Raw genomic sequence first — 24,901 nt, 5'->3', positions numbered from 1 at the left:
AACTCCTAATCCATTAGTTAAATATACTAGGATTAGGAGCTTTATTTTGATCTTGGGGTTTACATCCCAAGATCACCTTTATAAATCATTAAACTAAACTTAAACGTTAGAATCTTTTACTAAAGGATTATCTGGTTTAATAAAGAACCACATAATGATTGCAAATACTACTGGTACCATCATTAATTGTAATGTCATTGTCCAACCAATTCTATCAGCTAGGAAACCTGCTAATAATGGACTGAGTAATGCACCGATGTTACCCCACAAGTTCATCCAACCTGAAACTGTACCTGCAAAGTTACGACCTAAATCAGTAGCTGTAGCCCAACTCATACCCATTGATAAACCTACACCACCTAAACAAAGTGATAACCAGAATATGTTCATAGCTAAACTATCTGTCGATAATGCAAAGTAAAGTGAGATACAGAATACAACAAATCCAGATATTGCGATTACGCCACGTGCCATAAATTTAGATTTACCGCTTGATAAAATTTTATCTGAAATAGTACCACCTAGCATAATCAATATAAACATTGCTAACCAAGGTGCACCTGCAATGAATCCCATTTTATTAAATTCTACATGATGTGTTTCGTGTATGTATGTAGGTAACCAAATTAAGAATAACGTGATAACAAACTGTACAACAAAGTATTGTGCTGCAATTGCGTAAAAACTGAATCTACTGAAAAATACTTTCCATGGAGCAGTAGTCTTATCAGTTTCTACTACATCACGCGTTTCCATAATATATCTTTGTTCAGCTTCGTTAACCATTTTATGTTGTTCAGGTAAGTCTTTCGCAATAATTGCCCAAAGTATAGCAATTACGATACCAACTAGACCGAATATATAAAACACTGCTTGCCAGCCAAAAGCGTTCATAATAGCAATTGTCACTATTGGTGCAATAACAGGTCCGAAATACGACCCTGCTAATAATGCAGAAGATGCTCTACCTTTTTCATTTTTATTAAACCAATAACTGTTAAATACTGCGTTAGAAGGGTACATTGGCGCTTCACCGACACCGAATAAGAAACGTACAAGATATAATAATCCGTGATTCTTAATAATACCTGTTAAAATTGTGAAAGCACTCCACCAAAGTAGTGCAATTGTTAACATTTTCTTAGGACCAAATTTCTCCGCTAAAACCCCTGAAGGTACTTGCATTAAAGCGTAACCTAATGAGAAGAATGACGCTAATAAACCAAATTGCGTCTTGTTCATATTTAAATCTTCCATCATTGGTCCTGCAATTATAGAAATATTTGAACGGTCCATATATGCGATTATACCGATAATGAAAAATGCAATTGCAAAAAACCATCTAATATTAGTTCTTTTTTCCTTCATATTTATCCAACTTTCATAATTAATTTATCCATAAATTCATGTGGTCATATGATGACTTATTTAATAAATTGAATATAGCATAATAAGGAAACGCTTACAACATAAATTTTTATAGTTTAAATTAAATATAGTTTGTGATTAATTGCACATAAATTAGATTAACTAAAAATTCCTTTTATTTTTAATACTAAAAAAGCCACCCCATTAAATTTATTATTAATGGCTCGGCTTTTTATAATCTATTATTTTATTTATATGTCTCAAGACAATAACTCTCTACACCACATTTTGGACACTTTAATTTTCTAGTTTGATACGTATGATTTGAAGTAAACCACTCTGAAAATTTTGGTTTGAAATCCCTTTGACAATTTGGGCACACATATTGAACGACCTCATAATAACGCTTTGAAGCTATTACTGCATATAATATGATAAATGGATAAACAATAATAATTGGTTTCCATTTCTTTTTTAATATAGCCATCAATATACTACTGTATTGTATAACTCCTACGCCTATTGATATTCCCATAAACTTTTTTCGAAAGTTTTGCATCTTTTGATGTTCTTCAGACTTATTTCTTAAATTTAAAATATTAGATACAGGATAATTACTTTCTTTACTAATACTCTCTTTTACAAACTTAATTTGTTTATGCTTTTGCTTATTATGCTCTATATTATCGTCAAGTTGCAGTAACTTTTCATCTAACAACATATTGAGCGTTTTAATAGATTGCGTTGAATAAAGTAATTCTTTAATTTCTTTCAATGAAAAATTCATATCTTTCAATGTTGTAACAATTCGTAATTGATTGAGTTCTTCTTCAGTATAAAATCTTCTATTATTTAAAATCACACTCGGCTTAACTAAACCTTTCTTATCATAATACTGTACAGTTCTAACTGTGATATCACATAATTCTGCTACTTCACCTGTAGTCCACTTCATATTTTGCCTCCTCATTTTTATAACGATCACTATATTAGTGTTAGTTTAATTGTATCTTGTGACCTTACGTTATAAGCAAGAAGAAAATACTTTTCCCTTAATATTATGTACAGGTTAGACTGACGTATGTGTAAATTCAGCCCATGGATATTCTTTTGGTGGTTCTGATTCAACCGTAATCATTTCATCTTTAGTCGGGTGCTTAACACTTAAGCTAGATGCCCAAAGCGCAATTTGTTGCCCATGTTTATTTACGTGCTCCCCATATTTTTGATCACCATAAAGGGGTGTACCTTGATTAGCTAATTGAACTCTAATTTGATGAGATCTACCAGTTTTTAATTCTACTTCTAACATACTCAAATTATCTTTTTTACTTAACACTTTATATTCAAGTATCGCTTTTTTACCATCTTTATTCTTAGAACTGACGACACTTACAAGATTCTTCTTACGATCTTTGTATAAGTAATCCACTAGTTCCCCTTGTTTATTAGGTAATGTTCCACGAATAATCGCTTTATATTTTCGATAAATTTGTTGTTTCCTCAATTCATTAGACAAACGAGACGCTGCTTTAGATGTACGCGCAAATACCATCACGCCTCCTACTGGTCTATCAAGTCTATGTACAAGTCCTAGGTATACATCACCAGGCTTATTATATTTTTCTTTAATATAACTTTTTAGCATGTTCAATAAATCCATATCTTTTGATGCATCTTCTTGAACTGCAATATTGACTGGCTTCTCCACTATGAGTAAATGATTATCCTCATATAGTACATTAATATGCATTAAAATCACTCCTATATAAATAATTAAAAATTCTTATCAGCTTTAAAGTTTTTGGGTTTATAAAAATTTAATAACATTCAATATAACATTGAAATATAAAAAATCAATAATAGATAAATGGAATAAAAATACATCATTTATAAAAAATAAATACGCTTATTATGTACATAATCACAATGGTGTACATAAATATAAATAACATTTGTGATTAAAGGTTGTACAACTCTTTGATGTGCTGTGATAAATTGGATATAACAACAAAGGAGGGAATCAATATACAGAAGGAAAACTTTAATATCATAACTGAAATGATCAAAAATCCAAAAATAAAAGGTAAAGATTTAGAATCGATGTTTAACATATCTCGCAGACAACTAGGATACAGAATTCAAAAGTTAAATGATTGGTTGAAAGAACAAGACTATCCACAAATAGAAAGAACTAGTCAAGGTTTCTTTATAGTTGATGATTCAATTAAAGATTTTCTTAATATTCCTAGTGAAACTCTCCATCAAGAAAGTGAGCAGGTTTATACAGCCTATCAGCGCGCGCACCTCATTTTGTTGATGTTGTTTAGAGAAGATGAAGTACTATCTTTAAATCACTTCTCAATCGATTTAGAAGTAAGTAAGAATACTGTGCTCAATGACATTAAACAATTAAAGGAATTAATAAGCTCATACAATGTATCAATTAATTATTCACGCCAACAAGGATATTACTTATCTGGTAATGAGTTTGAAATAAGACGCTTATTGATGAGATTAATTGATAAAGTATTCACTTTAAATATTTCAGAAAATGACGTAATCAATAGTTTAAATATAGAAGAAGACAAAATAATATTGATTAACAAACACATTAATAAAGTGGAACAATATTTAAATAATATGTTCATTGACGAAAGTACACTTACATTACCTTATAAACTTTACTTGATATTAAGGCGAATTAATCACGATAAGATAGTCGCACCATTTTCTATTGGTTATGATGATCTTTCAGATACTCAAGAATATCAAGCAACTGAAATTTTAACTTCAAATTATCAAGAAATACCTATGCAAGAAAAGTTATTTATAACTTTACAATTATTATCAACGAGTGTTCAATGGTCAGAATTACATGATGTTCAACATCTGCCAGAACTTCAATACGCACTTGAAGAAATGATTGAGCAATTTGAAAAACTAACATTTATTACTTTTAAAGATAAAGAATCGCTAATTCATCAGCTTATGCATCATATGAAGCCTGCATTTTATCGTATTCGTTATCAATTATCTGATGTTGATAGCTTAACAAATTCACTAAAAGAAGATTATAAAGAGCTCTTTCACTTAGTTAAATTATCTTCTAAACCTTTAGAAAAGTTTCTTAACCAAGAATTACCGGATAAAGAAACAGTTTATTTAACAATGTTAATAGGCGGAAGTTTACGGAGGCAAGATGAAGATATCGATCAGAAAGTAAAAGCCGTTGTTGTTTGTACACAAGGAACTTCTATTTCGAAATTAATGTTGCAAGAATTAAGAAGTGTATTTCCAGAATTTATTTTTCTAGATGCTTTGTCACTTCGCGAATTTAATCAATACGATTTAGATTTTGATATCGTATTTTCGCCAATGCACATTATGACGAATAAAAAATTGTACATTACAAAAACGATTTTGACTGCTCAAGAGAAACACGAGCTAAGGCAACATGTTTTTGGTCAATTAAATAACACTTTAGAAACAGATATCCAAGCCGAAAAAATGCTTTCAATTATACGTGAACATGCGACGGTTCATAACGAAGCTGAACTGTTCAATCAAATTAAAGATCAATTTGAAGATACGTATGCATATTCATCCATTAAAGCATCTACTTTGTCTATAAATAGCAATTTAGATTTACAAGATTTATTGCCTGTAAACCATATTCATTTCACAAAAAATGTTATGAATATCGAGGAAGCTATTCAATTAGCAGCTGAACCCCTTGTCAAAATCCGGTATATCGATAATCAGTATATAGACTTGATGAACAATGCTTTTGACGATACTTATATGGTAATCAATCAAAATATAGCGATACCTCATGCTGATGGCGAGGACACTGTTAACCGTACTTCAATGAGTATGTTGGTACTAGAAGAACCTCTTAAATTAAGTACAGGGTTAGACGTTTATATCTTTGTAGTCATTGCTGCAGCTGATAAATTTAAACATTTACGTCCCCTACTACAATTAAGAGATTTGTCTCAAGATACTCAAAATATTCAACGTATTTCACAAACTCAATCTAAAAGAGAAGTTTATGAAATTATTAAGCATTACTCAAAAATAGATTAAAACAAAGGGGTTGCGTTATATGCAAGATTTGAAAATCGATATCTCGAATGTCCTTATAGATTTAGAGGCATCGACAAATGAAGAAGCATTAAGTAAGTTATCTGACCAAATGTATCAAAACGGATATGTTAAAGAATCTTATAAAGATGCTGTAATAGAAAGAGAACGTTCATTTGCAACAGGTTTACCAACTGTGTATTGTTCTGTGGCAATCCCGCATACCGACATTCAGCACGTACAATCTAAAGCAATCGGTATCGCTACGCTCAAAGAAACAGTTCCATTTATCATTATGGGAGAAGAAAAAGAAACAACAGATGTGAAGTTAATTTTTATGCTAGCAATGGATAAAGAGGATGCTCAACTTTCATTACTTCAAAAATTAATGGGCATATTCCAAAATGATGAAATTTTAGAAACTATTGCAAACGCAACTGACAAAGAAACAATCGTAGAAACGATAGATAAAGAATTAAACGAAGTTTAAAAAATTAAAATATAACAGGAAAAGAATTTAAATATTAAATTCTTAAAATTAGGAGGAAATAATTATGAAACAAGTATTAGTAGCATGTGGAGCAGGTATCGCAACATCAACAGTGGTAAATAACGCAATCGAGGAAATGGCTAAAGAACACAATATTAAAGTAGATTTAAAACAAATTAAAATTTCAGAAGTTGGCGCATATGCGGATACAGCAGACCTTCTCGTTACAACAGCTATGACTCAAAAAGAATATGACTTCCCAGTAATTAATGCACGTAACTTCTTAACTGGTATTGGTGTAGAAGATACTAAACAAGAAATCTTAGACGCTTTACAAAAATAATAAGTTTTTAAAATCAAAATAACTAGCATGTGGTTGAAATTCACAACTTTGATATTTCAACCTCATTCTTCTAAAAAAGAGGATGGTGTAGGGTATGAGTGGTTTCGTAGATTTTATTCAAGCTTTTCTAGACTTAGGTGCAACGGTTATTCTACCGATTGTTATATTTTTACTAGGTTTATTCTTTAGACAAAAAGTCGGTGCAGCATTCCGTTCAGGTTTAACAATCGGTGTTGCATTCGTAGGTATATTTTTAGTTATTGATTTACTTGTAAATAACTTAGGACCAGCAGCACAAGCAATGGTTAAAAACTTAGGTGTAAGTTTAAATGTTATTGATGTAGGTTGGCCAGCAACTTCTTCAATCGCTTGGGCTTCAGTTATTGCAGCTTTTATCATTCCATTAGGTATCGTTATTAACGTCATTATGTTATTAACAAAGACTTCAAAAACAATGAACGTAGATATATGGAACTTCTGGCATTACACATTCATGGGTGCCATGGTTTATGCAATTTCAGGTAGTATTTGGCAAGCTTTAGTCGCTGCTGCACTATTCCAAATTGTTTGTCTGAAAGTAGCAGACTGGACAGCTCCAATGATGAGCGAGTTCTATGATCTACCAGGTGTTTCAATTGCAACTGGTAGTACAATTTCATATGTTCCTGGGATTTTCTTAGTAAAAGGACTTCAAAAAATTCCTGGCATTAACAAATTAAACGCTGATCCAGAAACAATTCAAAAACGTTTCGGCGCATTTGGTGAATCTATATTTGTTGGTTTAGTTCTAGGTTTGATTATCGGTATATTAGCAGGTTATAACGCTGGAGATGTTATTAATTTAGGTATGTCGATGGCAGCAGTAATGGTATTAATGCCTCGTATGGTTAAGATTTTAATGGAAGGTTTAATGCCAGTTTCTGAATCTGCACGTACTTGGTTAAATAAACGATTCGGTGATCGTGAAATTTACATTGGTCTAGACGCAGCAGTTGCACTTGGCCACCCAGCAGTTATTTCAACTGCATTAATTTTAGTACCAATTACAGTTTTATTAGCAGTTATTTTACCTGGTAACCAAGTCTTACCATTTGGTGACTTAGCAACAATACCATTTATCGTTGCATTTATAGTAGGTGCCGCACGTGGTAACATCATACATTCTGTAATTGTCGGTACAATTATGGTTGCTATTTCTTTATACATCGCAACAGATGTAGCACCTATCTTTACTAGTATGGCAGATGGAACAAACGTCAAAATGCCATCAGGCTCATCACAAATCTCAAGTCTTGACCAAGGTGGTAACATCTTAAACTATATTATCTTCAAGTTCTTTAGTTTGTTTAATTAATAATAAGGGGATGAAAGTTCATGAAAGCATTAGTAAAAACTGAACCTGGATTTGGTAATTTAGAAATATTAGAAAAGGAAATTCCCACACCTTCTGAAAATGAAGTGAAAATAAAAGTTCATTATGCTGGTATTTGCGGTACTGATGTACACACGTATGAGGGTCACTATAAAGTAAACTACCCTGTTACATTAGGTCATGAATTTTCAGGAGAAATTGTCGAAGTAGGCTCAAATGTTAATGATTTTAAAGTTGGCGATCGTGTGACTTCAGAAACAACTTATTATATATGTGGTGAATGTGAATATTGTAAAACTGGTGACTACAACCTTTGTAACCATAGAAAAGGTCTAGGAACACAGCAAAATGGTGGATTTACTAATTATTTAGTTGCTCGTGCTGCAAGCGTTCATAAATTACCTGATAACGTATCTTATAAAGCCGCTTCTATGACAGAACCATTAGCTTGTGCTTACCATGCTGTTTCTAAAACCGATATTTATCAAGACGACACTGTTGTAGTTATGGGGCCAGGTCCTATAGGATTATTAGTCGCTCAAGTTGTGAAAAGTAAAGGCGGAAAAGTCATTATTACTGGCTTAGACAACGATAAAGCACGTTTAAAAAAAGCAGAAGAACTGAACTTAGATCACGTTGTTAACATCCAACATACTGATTTGAAAGAATACGTTAATGGTTTAACAGATGGTTATGGCGCTGATGTAGTATTAGAATGTTCAGGTGCTGTACCAGCTGCAAAACAAGGTCTTGATTTATTACGTAAAAAAGGCCGATATGTTCAAGTTGGTATTTTTAAAGACCCTGAAATTCCTTTTGATTTAGAAAAAATCGTACAAAAAGAAATTAGAGTTGTTGGTAGTAGAAGTCAAAAACCTGCAGATTGGGAACCTTCATTACAACTATTAAGCACTGGAGAAGTTAACGCTGAAGCGCTCGTTACTACTGAATTAGATATAACACAATGGGACGAAGGATATAACCACATTAAAGGTGGAGAAGGTATTAAAGTATTACTCCGCCCTATCCAATAAATTATTAAAGGAGATTATTGAATATGGTAGAACCAATGTTAGATTTTATGCTTGGACCAATGAGAGGTATTACTGATTTTTACATGAATAACTTACTCGTTTGTAATAGTGCTGTTTTCTTAAGTTACTTTGGAGCAAAGTTATTCAAGAAGAAAGAAGTTTCTGCTGACCAGTCATAACAATTTATAATCAAGGGAGGGTGAAACATTTGAAATCATTAAATTTATACGGTGTTGAAGATTTGAAATTTGAAGATACATTAAATCCTACTATCCAAACACCTACTGATGTCATTATTAAAGTAAAAGCAACTGGCATATGTGGATCAGACACTTCACGCTATAAGAAACTTGGTCCTTACCGAGAAGGGATGACTTTCGGTCATGAATTCTCTGGTATAGTTGAAGAAATCGGAGATGAAGTTACACATGTTAAAGTCGGGGACTCGGTAACGGGTTGCCCTGCAATTGCATGTCACACTTGTCAGTATTGTGAAAAAGGTGAATACTCAAGATGTGAAAAACTCTATGTTATAGGTTCATATGTACCAGGTTGCTTTGCTGAATATGTCAAATTACCCTCACATAATGTATTAAAATTACCTGATAACGTCGACTTTGATACAGCAGCTATGGTTGAGCCATCTGCTGTTGTATCACACGGTTTTTATCGTACCAATATGAAACCCGGTGCTACTGTAGCAGTGATGGGATGTGGTAGTATTGGCTTACTAGCTATCCAATGGGCAAAAATATTTGGTGCTACAACAATTATTGCTATCGATATAGATAGTCATAAATTAGATATAGCTAAAGAACTCGGTGCAGACTATATCATTAACTCAAAAGATAAATCACTCGAAGACGCAATATCAGAAATCAATTGTAAAATAGATGTCGCTGTAGAATCTGCTGGATCACCTTTTACTATCGGACAAGTACTTACACTCCCTACTAAAGGTGGAGAGGTATTACTATTAGGCATACCTTATGCAGATATCGAATTAGAACGCACACATTTTGAAAAAATATTACGGAACGAATTAAACGTTTTAGGTTCATGGAATGGTCTGTCTGCCCCATTTCCTGGGAAAGAATGGACTGCAACATTACATTATATGGCTACTGGAGAAATCCAAGTTGAACCTATCATTTCAGATAAGTTACCATTAAGTGAAGGTCCAGATACATTTTATAACCTAGTTAATAAGAAGAAACATTACGACAAAGTTATATTCCATCCATAATTTCAACATTGCCGTATATCAATAATAAGCAAAGGTAGCGGGATTGGGATTGAAAAAAGTTTGATAAATAAACCCCAACTCAAAATAAATAACATCTCATTTCACTGATTTATTCAGTTAGAAATGAGATGTTATTTTTATATAATCTACTACGATTTTGTTCGTGCATGCTTGTCTTATATTTCTTGCACGTTAGAAGCTACTCACGCTGACACAACAAAAGTCCAAGACAATTGTTATACCCCGGACCCGGTTTCGTTGTTGTTTACAATGAAGCGTAATGTATTGTCATATTTATTTTAGTTGTATCATTACCTTTATTGCGGTAACTGTGCTGACAGTTTGCTTTGAATTTAATTGAATCATTCTTTTCTAGATAATAAATTTGATTATTAACTACTAGTTCTAGTTCTCCTTCATATACAGTTAAATATTCTGTTGCACCGTTTGTATGTCGTTCACTTTCTAAAAATCCACCCGGTTCAATTTCAACCATATAGATTTCAAATTGTTTATCTTGTTCAAATGAGAAATATGGATAAACTTTATATTTATCATTATCCATCGTTATTTCGTGTAACTCTGATTTTTTAATGACTTCAATATCTTCAGTTTGCTCTTCTATTAAAGAAGTAAATGACAATTTTAATCCGTTAGATATTTTCCAAATAGTTGAGATGGATGGTATTGAATCCAATCTTTCAATTTGTCCAAGCATTGTTTTGCTAACGCCTGTCATTGTTGCTACTTTATCTAAAGTTAGCCCTTCATTTTTTCGATATTTTTTAAGATTTTCTGCTATTATTTCATGAATCTCTCTCATACAATTTCACCTTCTTATTTACAATATAACGCACTAAAGTTATAATATAAAGCACAACAATTATAACGAATATAAAAACGTTATAGCATATTTAGGGAGGTTTTTAAATGCTCGTTCTGTCTATGACCATTTACGCTGTAGTTTCTAGTTTCACGCCTGGCCCTAACAATATTATGTCTCTTTTTTATTCCAAACATAACGGCATGATTGGTTCTTTAAGATTTTGTATCGGTGTCAGTTTAGGTTTCTTTTTATTATTACTTATTTCGAACTTTTTTAGTTCATTTTTATATCAAGTATTCCCTAAAGTTCAATTATTTATGAAGATTTTTGGTGCTGTGTATTTATTATATTTAGCTTATAAAATTGCTACAAGTAAAAGTACAGATGAAAATGGTTTTAGCGAAAAATATAATAACATTAAATTTGGAATGGCTCTTCAATTCATCAATCCTAAAGGTACAATTTATGCATTGAGTGTTGTCGCAGCTTTTGTTACACCTAATTTTGAAGATCCATTATTGCAATTTATACTGCTTATTTATTTAGCTTTAATTGGTTTCTTAGGAACATTTAGTTGGAGCGTTTTTGGTAGCATCTTCAAAAAATTTATAAACCAATATGAATTAATGTTTAATCTTATAATGGCATTACTACTCGTTTATACTGCTATAAGCATCCTATATGTATAAAAAGAGGCATTATTTAAAACAATGCCTCTTTTTTAATATTAACTATTTTGTTTAGAAAATGCTTTACCAATTGCGTCTAATTTTACTGGTGCGTCTGAAGCTGCCATTTTCACTTCGACAAAATGCATTTGATTTGGTTTTGAATTAATGTTTAATAATGTTTTTTCTAAGTCTTCAGATGTTTCTACATCATGTATAGCGACTTTATCTTTCCCACCGAACACTGCTGGTAGTAGTTTATAATCCCACATTTGAATGTCATTATATGGTTGGTTTTCACCATGAATTTTACGTTCAACAGTATAACCATCATTATTTATCACGAATATAACAGGTTTTAAATCTTCTCTAATCATCGTTGAAAGATCTTGTGCTGTTAATTGTAATGAACCATCACCTATTAATAAAATATTTCTTCTATATAAATCAGCAAGTTGTGTACCTAAAGTTGCTGGTAAAGTATATCCGATTGAACCCCATAAAGGTTGTCCTATAAATGTATTATCTTTGTATAAATTTAAGTCATAAGCGCCGAAGAATGATGTTCCTTGTTCAGCTAACACAACATCATCAATACCTATAAACTCTTGCATCATTTTAAAGTATGTTTCTTGCGTTAACGGTTCGTTATTCACTGTATAGTTGCCTTTTGCTGCACATTTAAGCTTTGGATATGATGCTTTATTTTCATAATTCACATCAAGTAAACCATTTATAAGATTTGGCAACGTGATATCAAATATTTTTGTTTCATTTAATTTGAAATTGTAATGATTAATCATTACGACATCATCAATATCAAAACCAAATGAATACCCTGCCGTAGCTGAGTCTGTTAATTTTGCACCGATATTTAATATTGCATCACTATTATCTACATAATTTCTAATGTTTTCTTCAGCGATACTACCATCATAAATTCCCATATATAACGGACTTTCTTCATTAAATGCACCTTTACCTAAAGATAATTGTGCTACTGGTATTTGCGTTAATTGTGCAAATTCGTTTAATTGTTCATGCAGTTTAAAACTATTTATTTCATGTCCTGCGATAATAACAGGTTGTTTAGCAGATTGAAGTTTTTCTTGAACCATCTTAACAATATTAGAAACATCTTGTTGTTCCGGTTCAGCTAATTTAAATCCTTCTGTAATTTCAATTTCAGATTGTGCTACATCAATAGGTAAATGTATGTGTACTGGTCTCTTTTCAGATAGTGCAGCATTAATCAAGCGTGGAATTTCTTGTTGCGCATTCTCTGTTGTAATATACCCTTGAGCTGTTGTAATTTCTTCATACATTTTTCTATAGTTGTCGAATTGTCCTTCTCCTAAAGAATGGTGTACATATTTTCCTGCATTTTCAACTACAGTACTAGGTGCTCCAGTAATTTGAATGACAGGTACACGTTCAGCATATGAGCCTGCAATCCCGTTTACAGCACTTAATTCACCTACTCCAAAAGTCGTTACCATTGCAGCAATTCCATTCAATCTTGCATAACCGTCAGCTGCATAGCTTGCATTCAATTCATTCGTATTACCAACCCAATCTAAATTTTCATGGCTTATAATATCATCTAAAAATGCTAAGTTAAAATCACCAGGAACACCAAAAACTTTGTTTACCCCAGCTTCACTTAAACAATCCATTAAATATTCCCCAACACGTTTTTTCATGTCCATTCCACCTTTATATATATTGAATAACTATTTAGGTCAATTGTATTGACCTATTAGTGTAAAAAAATATCTTTGGATATTTCTTATAGTTTCTTTAATCTATCTAACAATTACTATTGTATGCCTTTATACTAATTAAGTCAATTAACTTGACCTATAAATGCGTTTTATTCTTTTTTCTATTATAATGAACAAAAAGGAGACGACACTATGGATAATAAAAATAATTATGATCATATGCTTTTTTACTTCGCATACAAAACATTTATAAATACAGCAGACGACATCATTAAAGATCACGGAATGAGTAGACAACATCATAGATTTTTATTCTTTATTGATCAGCTACCTGGCATTACGATTAAAGACTTACTCGAAACATTAGAAATATCTAAACAAGCTTCGCATGCATCATTGAAAATGCTTAAAGAAAAAGGACTTATAAGAGATGCCGACTCACCAAACGATAAACGTGTAAAATGTCTATACCCAACTGAAGAAGGCAGTGCACTAGTAAACAAATTAAACCGTGCCCAAAATGAATTACTACAAGAAACATTTGGAGAAGCAGGAACAGACTGGCATGAAGCAATGGAGCAACTTGCGGACCATCGTTCAGGATTCAAAAATATAAAGTCACTTAAACCAAAAGATAAATAATCAATATAGGAATGTTGTATGTGGGCCCCATCTTGTAACATTCGGAAAAATATTAAAACAGGTTGGACAAGGAATTGTCTCAACCTGTTTTTATGTGAATTATCTATTCTTTTCTTTTTGTACATTTTCTTCTATAACACTATGAAAAACTGTACATATTATAAAAAGTACCGTTACAACTACAAAGCTATATGGGAGTTTTTCTAAATAAAACCAACTTATATGTGTATTGAATAAATTATTAGATGTATAAATAATAAATCTCGATAATAATAGTAGTAACAGTATGGAAGCTGTAGATTGTAGGACGTTGTCTATTAGTTTGATCATATTATAATCATCCTTTTGCCCTCACTTTAAATTTAAAGTAAGTAAACATTCTTAATATATATTCTAAAGGTCCGTATCTCAAATTTTTTTGATACCAAGTTGCAAGTAACATTTGGCAGATATACACAATAATAAAAATTATTATAGTAAAAATTAAGATATCCTTCCCAAATAACCCTAAACCATAACTATAAAAAATTAATGTTCCAATTACACTCTGTAATATATACATTGTCAAAGACATTTTTCCTAAATTTTTAAAACCTTGAAGTACAATATTTTCAGATTTTTTCTGATATAAATATTTAAATAAACACATCATACCAAACGCTAATGTCATACTAAATATACCGTGTAAACTTTCTGAGATATTCTCATTATCTATCCATAAATATGAACTTTTACCTAAAATAGATATAGGTATTAAATATATAAATAGTTTAGATGACCAGAAAAGCCGAGCATCTTTTTCAAACCATTTCGCTTTCGACAAATAAATTCCGAATACAAAAAATATTGCTTCCATTATAAAAGCAAATAAAAATATTAATCCTACCGCATCACCGAGCTCATCTTTCATATATGCTAACGATGGATCTTTAATTGTCGAATCACTATTATGTATTTCTGTATACGTACCGTTACTAAATACATGTTGAACTTTTTCTACATAAGTCTCTTTCTCTTTATCACTAATATTTACCTCTTCATCATCTAATAGTCCTAAAACATTCATTGAAAATAATAGCATTAAACCAATAATTGCTATCCACTTAAAAAATCTTTTCCCTAATGATATAAATGGAATAATAATTAGCATTGATAATGAATAACCAAATAAGATATCGCCTTCCCAAATATATATTGAATGCACTAAACCAATAATCAATAAAAATATAGCTCGTCTAAATAATTTTAGTCTTGGCCTTTTTAATTCTTTTAATTTCATTGATTGATATAGTTTATCTAGTGAAAAACCAAACAATATTGCAAATATCGGCATAAAACTGTTTTCAAATATTGTTTTTATAAAATCATATACACCTTGATTTACTGAATTTAAGTGATAAAATTCTATAAATGTTTGTCCAGTTAAACCAAACTGGAATATTAATAAGTTTGCTATAAATATTCCAAATAAACTAAAACCTCTTAAGGCATCTGCCACTTCTATTCTCTTCATTTCTTTCACCTCAGTTATCATCCTAACAACTAAAGCTAAATTCTATCTTATCCTTTCCTTAAAAGTAACTTAATTTTACAATAATAGGTAGATGTATCTAGCAGAGACCTTTAAAATTAAAGATATCGAGGTGTATAGAAATGGCTGCAAAGATATTAATAGTGGAAGATGATATTGATATTCAATCTTTAATCAGAATTACGCTCTCCAACAAGCAATTAGGAGACCTTTATACAGCAAATGATATAAATGAAGCAACTAACTTACTTAAAAGTCATGTATTTGATGTCATGTTATTGGATTTAAACTTAAAGTCTGAAAACGGCTATGAACTTCTAAAATACATAAAAAATCAAAACACTAAATTATTAATTGTTACTGCCAAAGATTCTGAGATAGATACATATAGAGGATTTGAACTTGGTGCAGTTGATTACATTAAAAAACCGTTTGATCCAATTGAACTTGCTTATCGCGTTGGCGTGCATATAGACAAATCAAACGTTCATACAAATAATAGACTTGAAGTAAATTTAGACACGGCAGATGTTTCTTTTAAAAATAAGATTATTAACTTAACAACTAGAGAATACGATTTATTAATATATTTTATAAAAAATCAAAACCGAATTTTAACGAAGGATCAAATTTATGATAATGTATGGGGCTATTCAATAAGCGTAGATGATAATACTTTGATGGTTCATATTAGAACGTTACGCAAGAAAATAGAAGAAAATCCTAATAAACCTGAGCTAATACAAACAGTTAGAGGCAAAGGATATATCTATAGGAGCAATAATAATGAATAAACGCTTTACTTTAAAATTTATAAAATATATCTCAATATTCTTTATAGTCACAATGATACTAACGTGTATAGGTTTATATGTATTTTTTTCAAAAGCGATTAATTTAATGTATACAGACTTAGAAAACATTGATGAAACTTATATAGATTCTGCTATTTCAAAAAGTAAAAATACCTATGAGCTGAATAAAGATTTAACTCAAAAATTAAAAGAAAATAATGCTAAGCTGTATATTATCGATGATAAGGCAAATGTTTCTTATCCTAAAAATCATGGGAATTTAAAAAAGAAACTTATCGGAAATATAAATAATACTATGACTGTCCCTTATAGGAAACATTTACATGTCGCAATTGTATTCCCATCTAACTCAAATTTAACGATTAAAAACCAAGGCGACATTAATACAAAAAAACTAATCAATAGTAACTTTATAGAAGGATATAACCGTTATAATATAGGAATTGAAAATAATAATTTAAAGTTTATCGAAAAACCATTTCATAAAAAAGTTAGTTATGTTTCAGAAATCGGGGAAGCAGATAAAAAATTACTTATAAGCTCCCTACTCGTTACCTTATTATTATTCGCAATAAACTTAATATTTGTTATACTACTTGCTTTAATAATTTCTAAACGAATATCAAATCCATTATTTTTCTACACAGAATGGATTGAAAATCTTTCAAAAGGAAAATTATTTAAACCAAGTTCTAAACATCACAACAAGAAAAATAAAAAGTTATTTAAAGAATTAAATGATTCTGTTGAAACTCTGTCTGACCAATTAATGCAAAACAAAATTTATCATAACCAAATCAATTACTACAAAGAAAAATGGCTTAGTCAAATTTCTCATGATTTAAAATCACCATTAACAACTATATATGGATACTCAAGACTCCTTTCAAACGAATCAAATGAGTCTACAAAGTATGCCATATTAATATCAGAAAAAGCAGCATATATGACAGAGTTAATTAACAGTTTAAATCAAAACTTCAAATATGAAACTGAACAAATGGGTATTAATAAAGAAGCTTTTGATGTTATTGAAACTACGAATCAACTCATCAATTCTTTCCAATATGATAAATTAACAATCATTAATAATCTTGAAAACCCGACGTTCTACGGGAACAAATTATACTTTGAAAGGATGATCATGAATTTAATCGATAACAGCATCGATCATAACAAAATTAATCCAAATATCGAGATTACAATTTCATATAAAAATGAAGTTCTCACCATTGATTATAGGGACGACGGAGTGGGAATAAGTAAGGCAATAGAAGAAAAAGCATTGCATTCAACACATACTAAGAAAGACAACGAAAAAGAACATGGTATAGGTTTTACCATTATTATGGACTCAATACACTTTCATAATGGAACATTCCAATCATTACCTATAGAAAAAGGTGTTCATTTCAGAATAAAACTGTACGAATAGGAGAACACACTATGTTAAGCAAAATCAAATATCTTATCTCATTAACACTTTTCATTATGTTTTGTGGCTGGGTAATATCAGATTCTATAGATTGGTTAGCTCTCATTTTTATAATATTCTTTATGACGATTTTCCTTTTTGTATTCCAAATACGGGATGAATCCTTTAGAACATTTAAAGTAAAAGATGCGTTAATTTATATACTTCCATTTATAATAGTATCTACAGTTATACACTTTTTAGTACCTATAGGCGCAACGAGGAATATCTTACTTGTTTCATTAGCGGTTATATTAGTAATAATACAACTGGTAATAAAAAAGCGTAAAAAGAATGCAACTTCAAAATCGACTAAATAAAAAGACCCCTTCAATCCTCTAGATTTAATCTCGGATTGGAAGGGTCTTTTTGTTTTATATTATGACGTACTTGTTTGTACTTCAATTTCTTCTTCGTGATAATTAAAGTATTTATTTGATATATACTGCTGAATAATTAAGACGATTGCACTAGCGCTCCAATATAATGGTAATGCTGCTGGCATATTCAAGCTCACAATAAATATCATAATTGGACTTATATACATAATATATTTCATTTGGTTATTAGATCCATCTGGTAAATAACGTGTTGATAAATATGCTTGTAATAAATATAATCCACCTGCAATCAGAGCCATGTATATATCTGGTGTGCCTAAATTAAACCAAGCAAAGTTATGACTTGCTAATGCATCATTATTATATATTGCAAAGTATAATGCCATTAATATTGGCATTTGTATCAACATCGGTAAACATCCCATATTTAAAGGATTTACATCATTATCTTTATATAAAGCCATCATTTCCTGACTGTATTGTGCTTTTTCAGTTTCATCTTTAGCTGATTTCATTTTCTTATTAATTTCGTCTATTTGTGGTTTAAGTTGTTTCATTTTAAATTGCATTTTCTTCTGCCCTTTAAAAGAACGTAACATGAAAGGCATTACAATCAATCGTACACATAGCGTTACAATGATGATACCTATTCCGTAACTATTACCGAAAAATGATGCAAAGAATTTAATAAGATGAACAAATGGTTCAACAAATGTTGAATGGAACATGCCACCTTCTTGTGGTGCACACCCTCCTAGTATTAATGATATTGCTAAAAATGCGATTACTGTGTATAGTTTTTTCAAAAAATTTTCCTCCAATATATTAAATAAAATATGATTTAATATATTGGCAACGCGTCTTCTTCATCGCCTGTTTTCGACAGGCATTTTATTCTCCATCTTAATATAGGTACCATCCATACAAAGATATACTGATCTTGTACTTCAGTAGATGGTTGTACATGCCATGTCTCGTTCAATTTGATACTTGCTTGCATTTCTAAGTATACAAATAGAAGCGTTAATAATATTGGAATGAAGTAATGTATACTAAACGTTAAATAATTAAATAATATATCTTCTCCTAGTAACCCTATGAGCCATTCCATTATTATCTCACTCCTTTCAAGTATCGATTCTTTTTTAATTCTACTTGTTTTTACCTAATTCTTCAAATGTTTCCTACTTTAATTTTCCAAAAATTCATTGTAATGGTTTTTCAATTTGGTATAATTGAGAAGAATTATCATTTACAAAAAATAGGAGGACGATGATGAAAAAATTATCCGTTTTTATGCTTGTTTTAGTTATGCTTTTAGCAGCTTGTGGGAATAGTAACACTGAAAAAAATAGTAAAGAATCAGAAGGCAGTAAATCTGATACCAAATCATTTACAAACGATTCTGGAGAAAAAGTTGAAGTTCCAAAAGACCCTAAACGTATCGTTGTATTACATCCAACATACGTGGGCGCATTAGTAAAATTTGGACATAAGCCAGTAGCTGTACCAGAATTTGTTAAGCAGAATAAAGTATTAAATGATGTTACAAAAGATGCTAAGAAGATTGATAACACAAACGTTGAACAAATTGCCAAAGCAAAACCGGATTTAATTATCGCAACATCTCAAGAAAAAAATTTAAAGAAACTTAAAAAAATAGCACCTACTGTTACTATCGATAACATGAAATCTACATATGAAGACAATACAAAACTGCTAGCTGAATTAGTTGGAGAACAAGACAAAGCAGATAAATGGCTTAAAGAATGGAAAGCACAACTATCTAAAGATAAAAAAGAACTGGAACCATTAATAAAAGAAAAAACAGCGACTATTTTACAGCAAACACCTAAAGGGCTCATTGCATTTAACGATAAGATGGGCAGAGGTGGAGAAATTATATTTGATGATTGGGGATTAAAGTTACCTGATGAATTAAAATCAGCAACTAAAAAGACAAGCACACTCACTATCACTCCAGAACAATTTGATAAATATTTAGGAGACTATGTTATTATAGCTGCCAATGGCGACCAAAAAGCGCAATTTGAAGAAACAAATGTATGGAAAAATACAGATGCTATGAAGAACAATCATGTGGTGAAATTTGACGTTACAGAAACACAATATAATGACCCAATCTCATTAGAAAAACAAAGAGAAATATTCTACAAAGCATTTAAAGAAATGAAATAACTTTATAAAAAGACCTTTCCATCATATTTAGATAATGGAAAGGTCTTTTTGTAACTTTCGATATATTTTTTAGACTTCCTTCTGTCTGAAGTAAGACAACCCTCACACTCACCTTCTGTACATACTCACTTCTCTTTTTTTAGTAAGAATAAAAAGTATGGTGCGCCAATTATTGCAGTAATAACCCCCGCTGGAATTTCTACAGGTGGTGCAATACCTTTACCAATAGCATCCGCTAAAAGTAAAAATATAGCCCCTATAATAGATGATACTGGTAAAAGTCTTATAGCTTTTCTTCCTACTAATAACCTTGCAATACGAGGAGATATTAGGCCGATAAAACCAATTGTACCTGTAACAGATACGACGGAACCAATACATATTGCTGACATGAATAAATAAGCACTTCTAATAATACTTACCTTTTCTCCTAAACTTATGGTCGCTTCGTCACCTAAACTTAAAATATCCAACTTATTTGCGAATATAAATACCAATGGTAATATACATACACTCGATATAAAATTCCACAAGTCATCAAAATCTCTACTCCATACACTACCCGACAGCCAAAGCAATGTAGTATTGATATTATCTGGATAGCGTATCATAAAGTACTGAATACCAGCTTGGCATATAGCACTTAAAGCTACACCAATTAAAGCTATCGTATAAGTTGTCGCTTGAAAAATCCTCCCCAAGAACATAATGATTATAATCATTACAACCGCACCAAGAAATGAAGAAATACCTAGATAATAGAATGGCAATGCTGGTAATAGTAATGACTGCGCAACGGCAAATAATCCTGCACCTTTAGTAACACCTATAATATCAGGTGAAGCCAATGGATTTCTAAGTAATATTTGTACAATAGCACCTGCTAATCCTAATAGTAAACCTGAAATTAAAGAAATGACCATTCTTGGTATTCTATATGTATATAATACAAATGCATAATCATCAGTTGTTCCAGCAACCATGTTTAATGTTTCTTTAAATGAAATGAATTGTGATCCGACTTGTACATGTAGCAAGATACTTATAATCAGAACAACTATCACAATGATAAACTTCCATTTATACTTCATTATTTAAGACCACTCCTTCCATTTTTACAAAGATATAAGAAGAATGGTCCCCCGATTAGTGCTGTTACAATTCCAACTGGAGATTCATATGGATAAGCAATGATATGTGATAACGTATCTGCATATACGAGAATAACTGCGCCTGTTAATGCGGTGAAGTATAAGTTCTTCTCATACCCTCCACCTATTAATCTTCTTGAAATATGAGGTGCAATTAGACCTATAAATGCAATTGGTCCTGCTACAGCTACAGACGAACCAGCTAATATAATCACAATAAAACTAAAAATTAAATATTTTAGTTTCTTATGAAGACCTAAGCTCGTTACAAACATATCCCCTAATGATAAAACGGTTAAGTCTTTAGCTAAAAATAAAGCAACAGATACACCTATTACAAACCAGGGTAATAAGATTTGTACACCATCCCAAACCTTACCATTTAATGAACCCGTTAACCAATACAAGACATCAGTAGAATTCTCATTAAGTATTATCAACACTTCAGTTATGGAAGATAATAGTAAATGGATTGTCATACCTGCTAATGCTAATCGTACATGATTATTCTCGTGTCCATATATAAACGTATATACTATCAACCCACCTACAATTGCACCTAAAAAAGCAATATAAGGATTAATTGTATCTGAATGGCCTGGTAAATATACAATTGAAGCAACAAGTAACAATGCTGCTCCTGCATTAATTCCAAATGTTTGAGGCGATGCCAAAGCATTTTTAGTTAAAGCTTGCATAATAGCACCACCTACAGCTAAATTTATTCCTACCATTATAGCAACGAATAATCTTGGCAAACGAATCGTATTAATAATCAGCGCATCTTTAGAGTGATCATCTGCTACAATGGCATTAAATATCGTCTTTAAACTCATAAACGTTGAACCTATGCTCAAATTCAATATCATACCTATCACTAATATGATAATCATGACCATTGTTATTATAGACTTTCTCTGCATCATTTCACCAACTAAATATTGAAATGATGGAACAATGAATGCATAAAACTACACACTCATTGTTCCATTCAATTATTTATTATTTTTCTCTACATCTTTCATGATGTATTCATTTGCTTTGAAACCTCTAAATCTAGTCCAATAATCTCTATCCACTTCTTGAATTTGACCCTTTTTATAAGCACTTAACTCTTTCCAAAGTTCTTTGTTTTTCCATTCATCAGTAATCGGTTTATCTTTATCAGAAGTAATAATTAATTTATCCGAATTTACTTTAGATAATGTTTCTAAGTTTACTTCTTCATACGCTTTATTAGATTCGATCGCATTTTTCATGCCCATTTTCTCTAATAGTTGGCCTACATAAGAATGCGAGGTATGTGCTTGGAATGCATCTTCACGCGCAACAGCAATCATAACTTTTTCATCTTTATTAGAAGCTTTTTCATTTTTTGATTTAGCTTCTTTTAATTTATCTTCTAAATCATCCAACATCTTTTTGCCTTCATCTTCTTTGCCCATTGCAGTTGCTACTTTTTCAAATGAAGCATTTACATCGTCAAAGCTTGCTTCTCTACTCTTTAAAATCATCGTTGGTGCGATTTTCTTAAGATCTTCATAAATGCCTTTATGTCTTTGAACATCTGCAATAATTAAATCTGGTTTTAATGAACTAATCGATTCTAAGTTAGGTTGTTTACGTGTACCTACAGAAGTATATTTCACTTCTTCTCCATATAACTTCTTAATAATTTCTTTTTTATTGTCATCAGCGATACCAACTGGTGTCGAACCTAAATTTTTAACAGCATCAGCAAATGAATATTCTAATACAACTATATTTTTAGGTTTATCTTTAAGTTTAACCGTACCCAATTCATCTTTAATTTCTATTGATTTTTCTTGTTTAGGTTCCTCACCTTTCGCCTCTTTATCTTTATCATTTGATTTATTACTATCACTACAAGCTGTTAAAAATAACGCACTAGCAACAAGTAACATAACTAATAATCTCTTATAATTATTCATATTTTTCCTCCTTTTATAATTGATAACCGTTATCAATTATAAAATATATGGAAATAAATGTCTATATGTTTTGATATAAAATTCTGAAAATACTATCGTTTCAATTAAATATCAATATTTTTATTCAACAACATTACAAGAAGTTTATTTTTTCTATATAAAAATAAATAAAAAATACGCCTGCGTATGTATTACAAGCGTATTTTTATACAATTTATCTCTTATGAATTTGTTTCATTATTAGTGTTTTTAATTAAATATTTCTTTTCAATATAACTGTGAACGAATCCAATGATAGTGTAAATAATAATATAAAAAATACTCAAATTACTATTAGACTTCCAAAATAGAATAAAATATGATAATGCGATACACATTATTATGATAGCTAGTCCCATTTTAAATAACATACTCAAAACCTTGTATTTTATATATTTTTTTATTGAACATTATAAATATAACTAGTGCTACAATCCCATATATGAGAACACCAATAAAACTTTCCCAATAATTACTATAGTATACAGTCACACCTAGTAATAAGAATATTATTGATTGAAATATTCTATATTTTACGGATACCAATGGTTTACGTTGATATCTGGCCATCCTAAAATCAGAGGCGATAAAAAACAATGAATATAAACAAGTCGATAACGTGATCACAATTGAATAAGCAAATTGTATATCCAACTTCGAACTTAATATAAAATAAACTAATAGAATGGCGAACCCTAATATATGTCTACAGTCATCTATAAAAATTGCTAACTTCATTTTATTCATTGGTAATTCAATCACCTTTCAAATGCTTTTGTTTTAATATCAATGCTTTTAAGAAACTTTTCTATTTTCTGTTGTTGTTTACCACTAACTTTATTGCTATCTGGTATTATATCTTTCACTTCTTTAAATGGGATTTCACCGTCATTAGCCTTTTTTTCCATTTGTTGAATACTATTGTCAAGTTTACTTAAAGTATCATTATAGGCTGTAAAGTACTCACTTATTCTATATGTATCTTTTTTGTATTCGCTTGGTAATTCATTATTTTTTAAATAATTAGAGAAGTTTTGATCATTCTCGTCTAACAATTTACGAGCTTGTTCTAATTGCTTAGTTTCTTCATTTGTTAAATTTTGTTCATCCCATACTTTTTCTTCAATTTTTGAAGTCACATTATATACTGATTCATTTGTATTAAGGTATTTTTGAATACTTTTCTTCACATCATCTTTAGTTAATGATTGATTGTTTTCATCTGATTGAAATACATCTTTAGGCAATTTTGCTTTTTCTTCTTGTTTTGATTTTACAATTTTACCTGAATCACTTTTCTCTGATGAATCCGTCTCTTTGTTGCTATCATTTGAGCATCCTATAAGCGTTAGAGTAATCATGATGCTAAATAGTGCTATTATGTATTTATTCATTTTATATACCTCCACAATATATGATTATGCAATTAAAAACTTTATATATTTCTTTAATTACTTAAATTATAACATAATATGTAAAATCTCAAACCTTGATTAAAAATTTTATAATATCAAAAACTAAAAATTCTTAAAATTCAGTACATTTTTACTTTCTATAATGATATACTAATTAAAGCTTTCTATAAGAGTTCATTTTGCAT

At 30.6% G+C, this 24,901-nt stretch carries 26 protein-coding genes; 13 read left to right on the top strand and 13 right to left on the bottom strand.

Features of this window, described 5'->3' with window-relative positions:
* Positions 1-99: 99 nt before the first annotated feature.
* From LQ682_RS02915 to LQ682_RS02905, 3 genes are all read right to left on the bottom strand, one after another.
* A complete protein-coding gene (locus LQ682_RS02915; protein WP_064211778.1) occupies positions 100-1,368 on the bottom strand; it encodes a pyruvate MFS transporter in 1,269 nt (422 codons plus the stop codon).
* Between the two features lie 247 nt (positions 1,369-1,615).
* Positions 1,616-2,323, bottom strand: coding sequence for a MerR family transcriptional regulator (locus LQ682_RS02910; protein ID WP_070045188.1), 708 nt, complete (start codon positions 2,321-2,323; stop codon positions 1,616-1,618).
* 114 nt (positions 2,324-2,437) lie between these two features.
* Positions 2,438-3,121: an RluA family pseudouridine synthase gene (locus LQ682_RS02905; RefSeq protein WP_017000192.1), complete on the bottom strand. Its 684-nt coding sequence runs from the start codon at positions 3,119-3,121 to the stop codon at positions 2,438-2,440.
* Between the two features lie 245 nt (positions 3,122-3,366).
* Here LQ682_RS02905 and LQ682_RS02900 point away from each other — a divergent pair, with 245 nt between their 5' ends.
* The 7 genes from LQ682_RS02900 (at position 3,367) to LQ682_RS02870 (ending at position 9,939) form a co-directional block, all read left to right on the top strand.
* Entirely contained in the window at positions 3,367-5,457 is a 2,091-nt protein-coding gene (locus LQ682_RS02900; protein ID WP_308863787.1) for a BglG family transcription antiterminator, read from the top strand.
* 19 nt (positions 5,458-5,476) lie between these two features.
* Entirely contained in the window at positions 5,477-5,944 is a 468-nt protein-coding gene (locus LQ682_RS02895; RefSeq protein WP_103269137.1) for a PTS sugar transporter subunit IIA, read from the top strand.
* 64 nt (positions 5,945-6,008) lie between these two features.
* Positions 6,009-6,287, top strand: coding sequence for a PTS sugar transporter subunit IIB (locus LQ682_RS02890; RefSeq protein ID WP_017000189.1), 279 nt, complete (start codon positions 6,009-6,011; stop codon positions 6,285-6,287).
* Between the two features lie 94 nt (positions 6,288-6,381).
* The gene (locus LQ682_RS02885; RefSeq protein WP_103269136.1) at positions 6,382-7,641 is read left to right on the top strand and encodes a PTS galactitol transporter subunit IIC; all 1,260 of its coding nucleotides are present in this window, start codon (positions 6,382-6,384) and stop codon (positions 7,639-7,641) included.
* Positions 7,642-7,661: 20 nt separating this feature from the next.
* The gene (locus LQ682_RS02880; RefSeq protein WP_103269135.1) at positions 7,662-8,693 is read left to right on the top strand and encodes a zinc-binding dehydrogenase; all 1,032 of its coding nucleotides are present in this window, start codon (positions 7,662-7,664) and stop codon (positions 8,691-8,693) included.
* A gap of 23 nt (positions 8,694-8,716) precedes the next feature.
* Complete coding sequence (locus LQ682_RS02875; protein WP_017000186.1) at positions 8,717-8,872, top strand: hypothetical protein; 156 nt, start codon at positions 8,717-8,719, stop codon at positions 8,870-8,872.
* A gap of 29 nt (positions 8,873-8,901) precedes the next feature.
* The gene (locus LQ682_RS02870; RefSeq protein WP_103269134.1) at positions 8,902-9,939 is read left to right on the top strand and encodes a galactitol-1-phosphate 5-dehydrogenase; all 1,038 of its coding nucleotides are present in this window, start codon (positions 8,902-8,904) and stop codon (positions 9,937-9,939) included.
* Positions 9,940-10,204: 265 nt separating this feature from the next.
* On the opposite strand, the gene LQ682_RS02865 is transcribed toward LQ682_RS02870, so the two are convergent.
* Entirely contained in the window at positions 10,205-10,762 is a 558-nt protein-coding gene (locus tag LQ682_RS02865) for a helix-turn-helix domain-containing protein (RefSeq protein WP_103269133.1), read from the bottom strand.
* A 107-nt stretch (positions 10,763-10,869) separates the two neighbouring features.
* On the opposite strand from LQ682_RS02865, the gene LQ682_RS02860 reads away from it, so the two are divergent.
* The gene (locus LQ682_RS02860; RefSeq protein WP_103269132.1) at positions 10,870-11,454 is read left to right on the top strand and encodes a LysE family transporter; all 585 of its coding nucleotides are present in this window, start codon (positions 10,870-10,872) and stop codon (positions 11,452-11,454) included.
* Between the two features lie 38 nt (positions 11,455-11,492).
* Here LQ682_RS02860 and LQ682_RS02855 read toward each other — a convergent pair whose 3' ends face one another.
* Entirely contained in the window at positions 11,493-13,136 is a 1,644-nt protein-coding gene (locus LQ682_RS02855; RefSeq protein ID WP_103269131.1) for an alpha-keto acid decarboxylase family protein, read from the bottom strand.
* A 213-nt stretch (positions 13,137-13,349) separates the two neighbouring features.
* On the opposite strand from LQ682_RS02855, the gene LQ682_RS02850 reads away from it, so the two are divergent.
* Positions 13,350-13,799 carry a MarR family winged helix-turn-helix transcriptional regulator gene (locus LQ682_RS02850; RefSeq protein WP_103269130.1) on the top strand — a complete coding sequence of 150 codons (450 nt, stop codon included), beginning with the start codon at positions 13,350-13,352 and terminating at the stop codon, positions 13,797-13,799.
* Positions 13,800-13,898: 99 nt separating this feature from the next.
* Here LQ682_RS02850 and LQ682_RS02845 read toward each other — a convergent pair whose 3' ends face one another.
* Both LQ682_RS02845 and LQ682_RS02840 read right to left on the bottom strand, forming a co-directional pair.
* The gene (locus LQ682_RS02845) at positions 13,899-14,129 is read right to left on the bottom strand and encodes a hypothetical protein (protein WP_103269129.1); all 231 of its coding nucleotides are present in this window, start codon (positions 14,127-14,129) and stop codon (positions 13,899-13,901) included.
* A 7-nt stretch (positions 14,130-14,136) separates the two neighbouring features.
* Positions 14,137-15,312 (bottom strand): DUF418 domain-containing protein, encoded by a 1,176-nt coding sequence (locus tag LQ682_RS02840; protein ID WP_103269139.1) that lies wholly within the window; start codon positions 15,310-15,312, stop codon positions 14,137-14,139.
* A 140-nt stretch (positions 15,313-15,452) separates the two neighbouring features.
* Between LQ682_RS02840 and LQ682_RS02835 the strand changes: the two genes are divergently transcribed.
* Genes LQ682_RS02835 through LQ682_RS02825 form a run of 3 tightly spaced genes read left to right on the top strand, consistent with a single transcriptional unit; the run spans position 15,453 to position 17,939 of the window.
* Positions 15,453-16,124, top strand: coding sequence for a response regulator transcription factor (locus LQ682_RS02835; RefSeq protein ID WP_103269128.1), 672 nt, complete (start codon positions 15,453-15,455; stop codon positions 16,122-16,124).
* Complete coding sequence (locus LQ682_RS02830; RefSeq protein WP_103269127.1) at positions 16,117-17,580, top strand: sensor histidine kinase; 1,464 nt, start codon at positions 16,117-16,119, stop codon at positions 17,578-17,580. The genes LQ682_RS02835 and LQ682_RS02830 overlap by 8 nt, the downstream gene beginning before the upstream one ends.
* Positions 17,581-17,591: 11 nt before the next feature.
* Positions 17,592-17,939, top strand: a complete 348-nt coding sequence (locus LQ682_RS02825; RefSeq protein WP_103269126.1) for a hypothetical protein — start codon at positions 17,592-17,594, stop codon at positions 17,937-17,939.
* Between the two features lie 59 nt (positions 17,940-17,998).
* On the opposite strand, the gene yidC is transcribed toward LQ682_RS02825, so the two are convergent.
* Complete coding sequence (gene yidC / locus LQ682_RS02820) at positions 17,999-18,766, bottom strand: membrane protein insertase YidC (RefSeq protein WP_218729593.1); 768 nt, start codon at positions 18,764-18,766, stop codon at positions 17,999-18,001.
* A gap of 35 nt (positions 18,767-18,801) precedes the next feature.
* Entirely contained in the window at positions 18,802-19,071 is a 270-nt protein-coding gene (locus LQ682_RS02815; RefSeq protein ID WP_103269124.1) for a hypothetical protein, read from the bottom strand.
* Positions 19,072-19,235: 164 nt separating this feature from the next.
* Here LQ682_RS02815 and LQ682_RS02810 point away from each other — a divergent pair, with 164 nt between their 5' ends.
* Positions 19,236-20,159 carry an ABC transporter substrate-binding protein gene (locus tag LQ682_RS02810; protein WP_103269123.1) on the top strand — a complete coding sequence of 308 codons (924 nt, stop codon included), beginning with the start codon at positions 19,236-19,238 and terminating at the stop codon, positions 20,157-20,159.
* Positions 20,160-20,284: 125 nt separating this feature from the next.
* Here LQ682_RS02810 and LQ682_RS02805 read toward each other — a convergent pair whose 3' ends face one another.
* From LQ682_RS02805 to LQ682_RS02790, 4 genes are all read right to left on the bottom strand, one after another.
* The gene (locus tag LQ682_RS02805) at positions 20,285-21,250 is read right to left on the bottom strand and encodes a FecCD family ABC transporter permease (RefSeq protein ID WP_239723842.1); all 966 of its coding nucleotides are present in this window, start codon (positions 21,248-21,250) and stop codon (positions 20,285-20,287) included.
* Entirely contained in the window at positions 21,250-22,233 is a 984-nt protein-coding gene (locus LQ682_RS02800; protein WP_239723875.1) for a FecCD family ABC transporter permease, read from the bottom strand. Before LQ682_RS02800 ends, LQ682_RS02805 begins: the two co-directional genes overlap by 1 nt.
* A 72-nt stretch (positions 22,234-22,305) precedes the next feature.
* A complete protein-coding gene (locus LQ682_RS02795; RefSeq protein ID WP_103269120.1) occupies positions 22,306-23,262 on the bottom strand; it encodes an ABC transporter substrate-binding protein in 957 nt (318 codons plus the stop codon).
* Positions 23,263-24,059: 797 nt separating this feature from the next.
* On the bottom strand, positions 24,060-24,695 hold the full coding sequence (locus LQ682_RS02790) for an NDxxF motif lipoprotein (RefSeq protein WP_103269118.1): 636 nt from the start codon (positions 24,693-24,695) through the stop codon (positions 24,060-24,062).
* Positions 24,696-24,901 lie beyond the last annotated feature (206 nt).

The sequence above is a fragment of the Mammaliicoccus sp. A-M4 genome, assembly GCF_022386955.1.
GTDB lineage: Bacteria > Bacillota > Bacilli > Staphylococcales > Staphylococcaceae > Mammaliicoccus > Mammaliicoccus lentus.
This window is presented reverse-complemented; position numbering and strand designations above follow the sequence as displayed.

Excerpts from the sequence above, each read along its gene's own strand:
- LQ682_RS02875 (WP_017000186.1), top strand. The coding sequence starts at position 8,717 with ATGGTAGAACCAATGTTAGATTTTATGCTTGGACCAATGAGAGGTATT.
- LQ682_RS02840 (WP_103269139.1), bottom strand. The coding sequence starts at position 15,312 with ATGAAGAGAATAGAAGTGGCAGATGCCTTAAGAGGTTTTAGTTTATTT.
- LQ682_RS02910 (WP_070045188.1), bottom strand. The coding sequence starts at position 2,323 with ATGAAGTGGACTACAGGTGAAGTAGCAGAATTATGTGATATCACAGTT.
- LQ682_RS02795 (WP_103269120.1), bottom strand. The coding sequence starts at position 23,262 with ATGAATAATTATAAGAGATTATTAGTTATGTTACTTGTTGCTAGTGCG.
- LQ682_RS02855 (WP_103269131.1), bottom strand. The coding sequence starts at position 13,136 with ATGAAAAAACGTGTTGGGGAATATTTAATGGATTGTTTAAGTGAAGCT.
- LQ682_RS02805 (WP_239723842.1), bottom strand. The coding sequence starts at position 21,250 with ATGAAGTATAAATGGAAGTTTATCATTGTGATAGTTGTTCTGATTATA.
- LQ682_RS02815 (WP_103269124.1), bottom strand. The coding sequence starts at position 19,071 with ATGGAATGGCTCATAGGGTTACTAGGAGAAGATATATTATTTAATTAT.
- LQ682_RS02865 (WP_103269133.1), bottom strand. The coding sequence starts at position 10,762 with ATGAGAGAGATTCATGAAATAATAGCAGAAAATCTTAAAAAATATCGA.
- LQ682_RS02860 (WP_103269132.1), top strand. The coding sequence starts at position 10,870 with ATGCTCGTTCTGTCTATGACCATTTACGCTGTAGTTTCTAGTTTCACG.
- LQ682_RS02905 (WP_017000192.1), bottom strand. The coding sequence starts at position 3,121 with ATGCATATTAATGTACTATATGAGGATAATCATTTACTCATAGTGGAG.
- LQ682_RS02850 (WP_103269130.1), top strand. The coding sequence starts at position 13,350 with ATGGATAATAAAAATAATTATGATCATATGCTTTTTTACTTCGCATAC.
- LQ682_RS02915 (WP_064211778.1), bottom strand. The coding sequence starts at position 1,368 with ATGAAGGAAAAAAGAACTAATATTAGATGGTTTTTTGCAATTGCATTT.
- LQ682_RS02845 (WP_103269129.1), bottom strand. The coding sequence starts at position 14,129 with ATGATCAAACTAATAGACAACGTCCTACAATCTACAGCTTCCATACTG.
- LQ682_RS02890 (WP_017000189.1), top strand. The coding sequence starts at position 6,009 with ATGAAACAAGTATTAGTAGCATGTGGAGCAGGTATCGCAACATCAACA.
- LQ682_RS02895 (WP_103269137.1), top strand. The coding sequence starts at position 5,477 with ATGCAAGATTTGAAAATCGATATCTCGAATGTCCTTATAGATTTAGAG.
- LQ682_RS02800 (WP_239723875.1), bottom strand. The coding sequence starts at position 22,233 with ATGCAGAGAAAGTCTATAATAACAATGGTCATGATTATCATATTAGTG.
- LQ682_RS02825 (WP_103269126.1), top strand. The coding sequence starts at position 17,592 with ATGTTAAGCAAAATCAAATATCTTATCTCATTAACACTTTTCATTATG.
- LQ682_RS02830 (WP_103269127.1), top strand. The coding sequence starts at position 16,117 with ATGAATAAACGCTTTACTTTAAAATTTATAAAATATATCTCAATATTC.
- LQ682_RS02880 (WP_103269135.1), top strand. The coding sequence starts at position 7,662 with ATGAAAGCATTAGTAAAAACTGAACCTGGATTTGGTAATTTAGAAATA.
- LQ682_RS02810 (WP_103269123.1), top strand. The coding sequence starts at position 19,236 with ATGAAAAAATTATCCGTTTTTATGCTTGTTTTAGTTATGCTTTTAGCA.
- LQ682_RS02835 (WP_103269128.1), top strand. The coding sequence starts at position 15,453 with ATGGCTGCAAAGATATTAATAGTGGAAGATGATATTGATATTCAATCT.
- LQ682_RS02790 (WP_103269118.1), bottom strand. The coding sequence starts at position 24,695 with ATGAATAAATACATAATAGCACTATTTAGCATCATGATTACTCTAACG.
- LQ682_RS02885 (WP_103269136.1), top strand. The coding sequence starts at position 6,382 with ATGAGTGGTTTCGTAGATTTTATTCAAGCTTTTCTAGACTTAGGTGCA.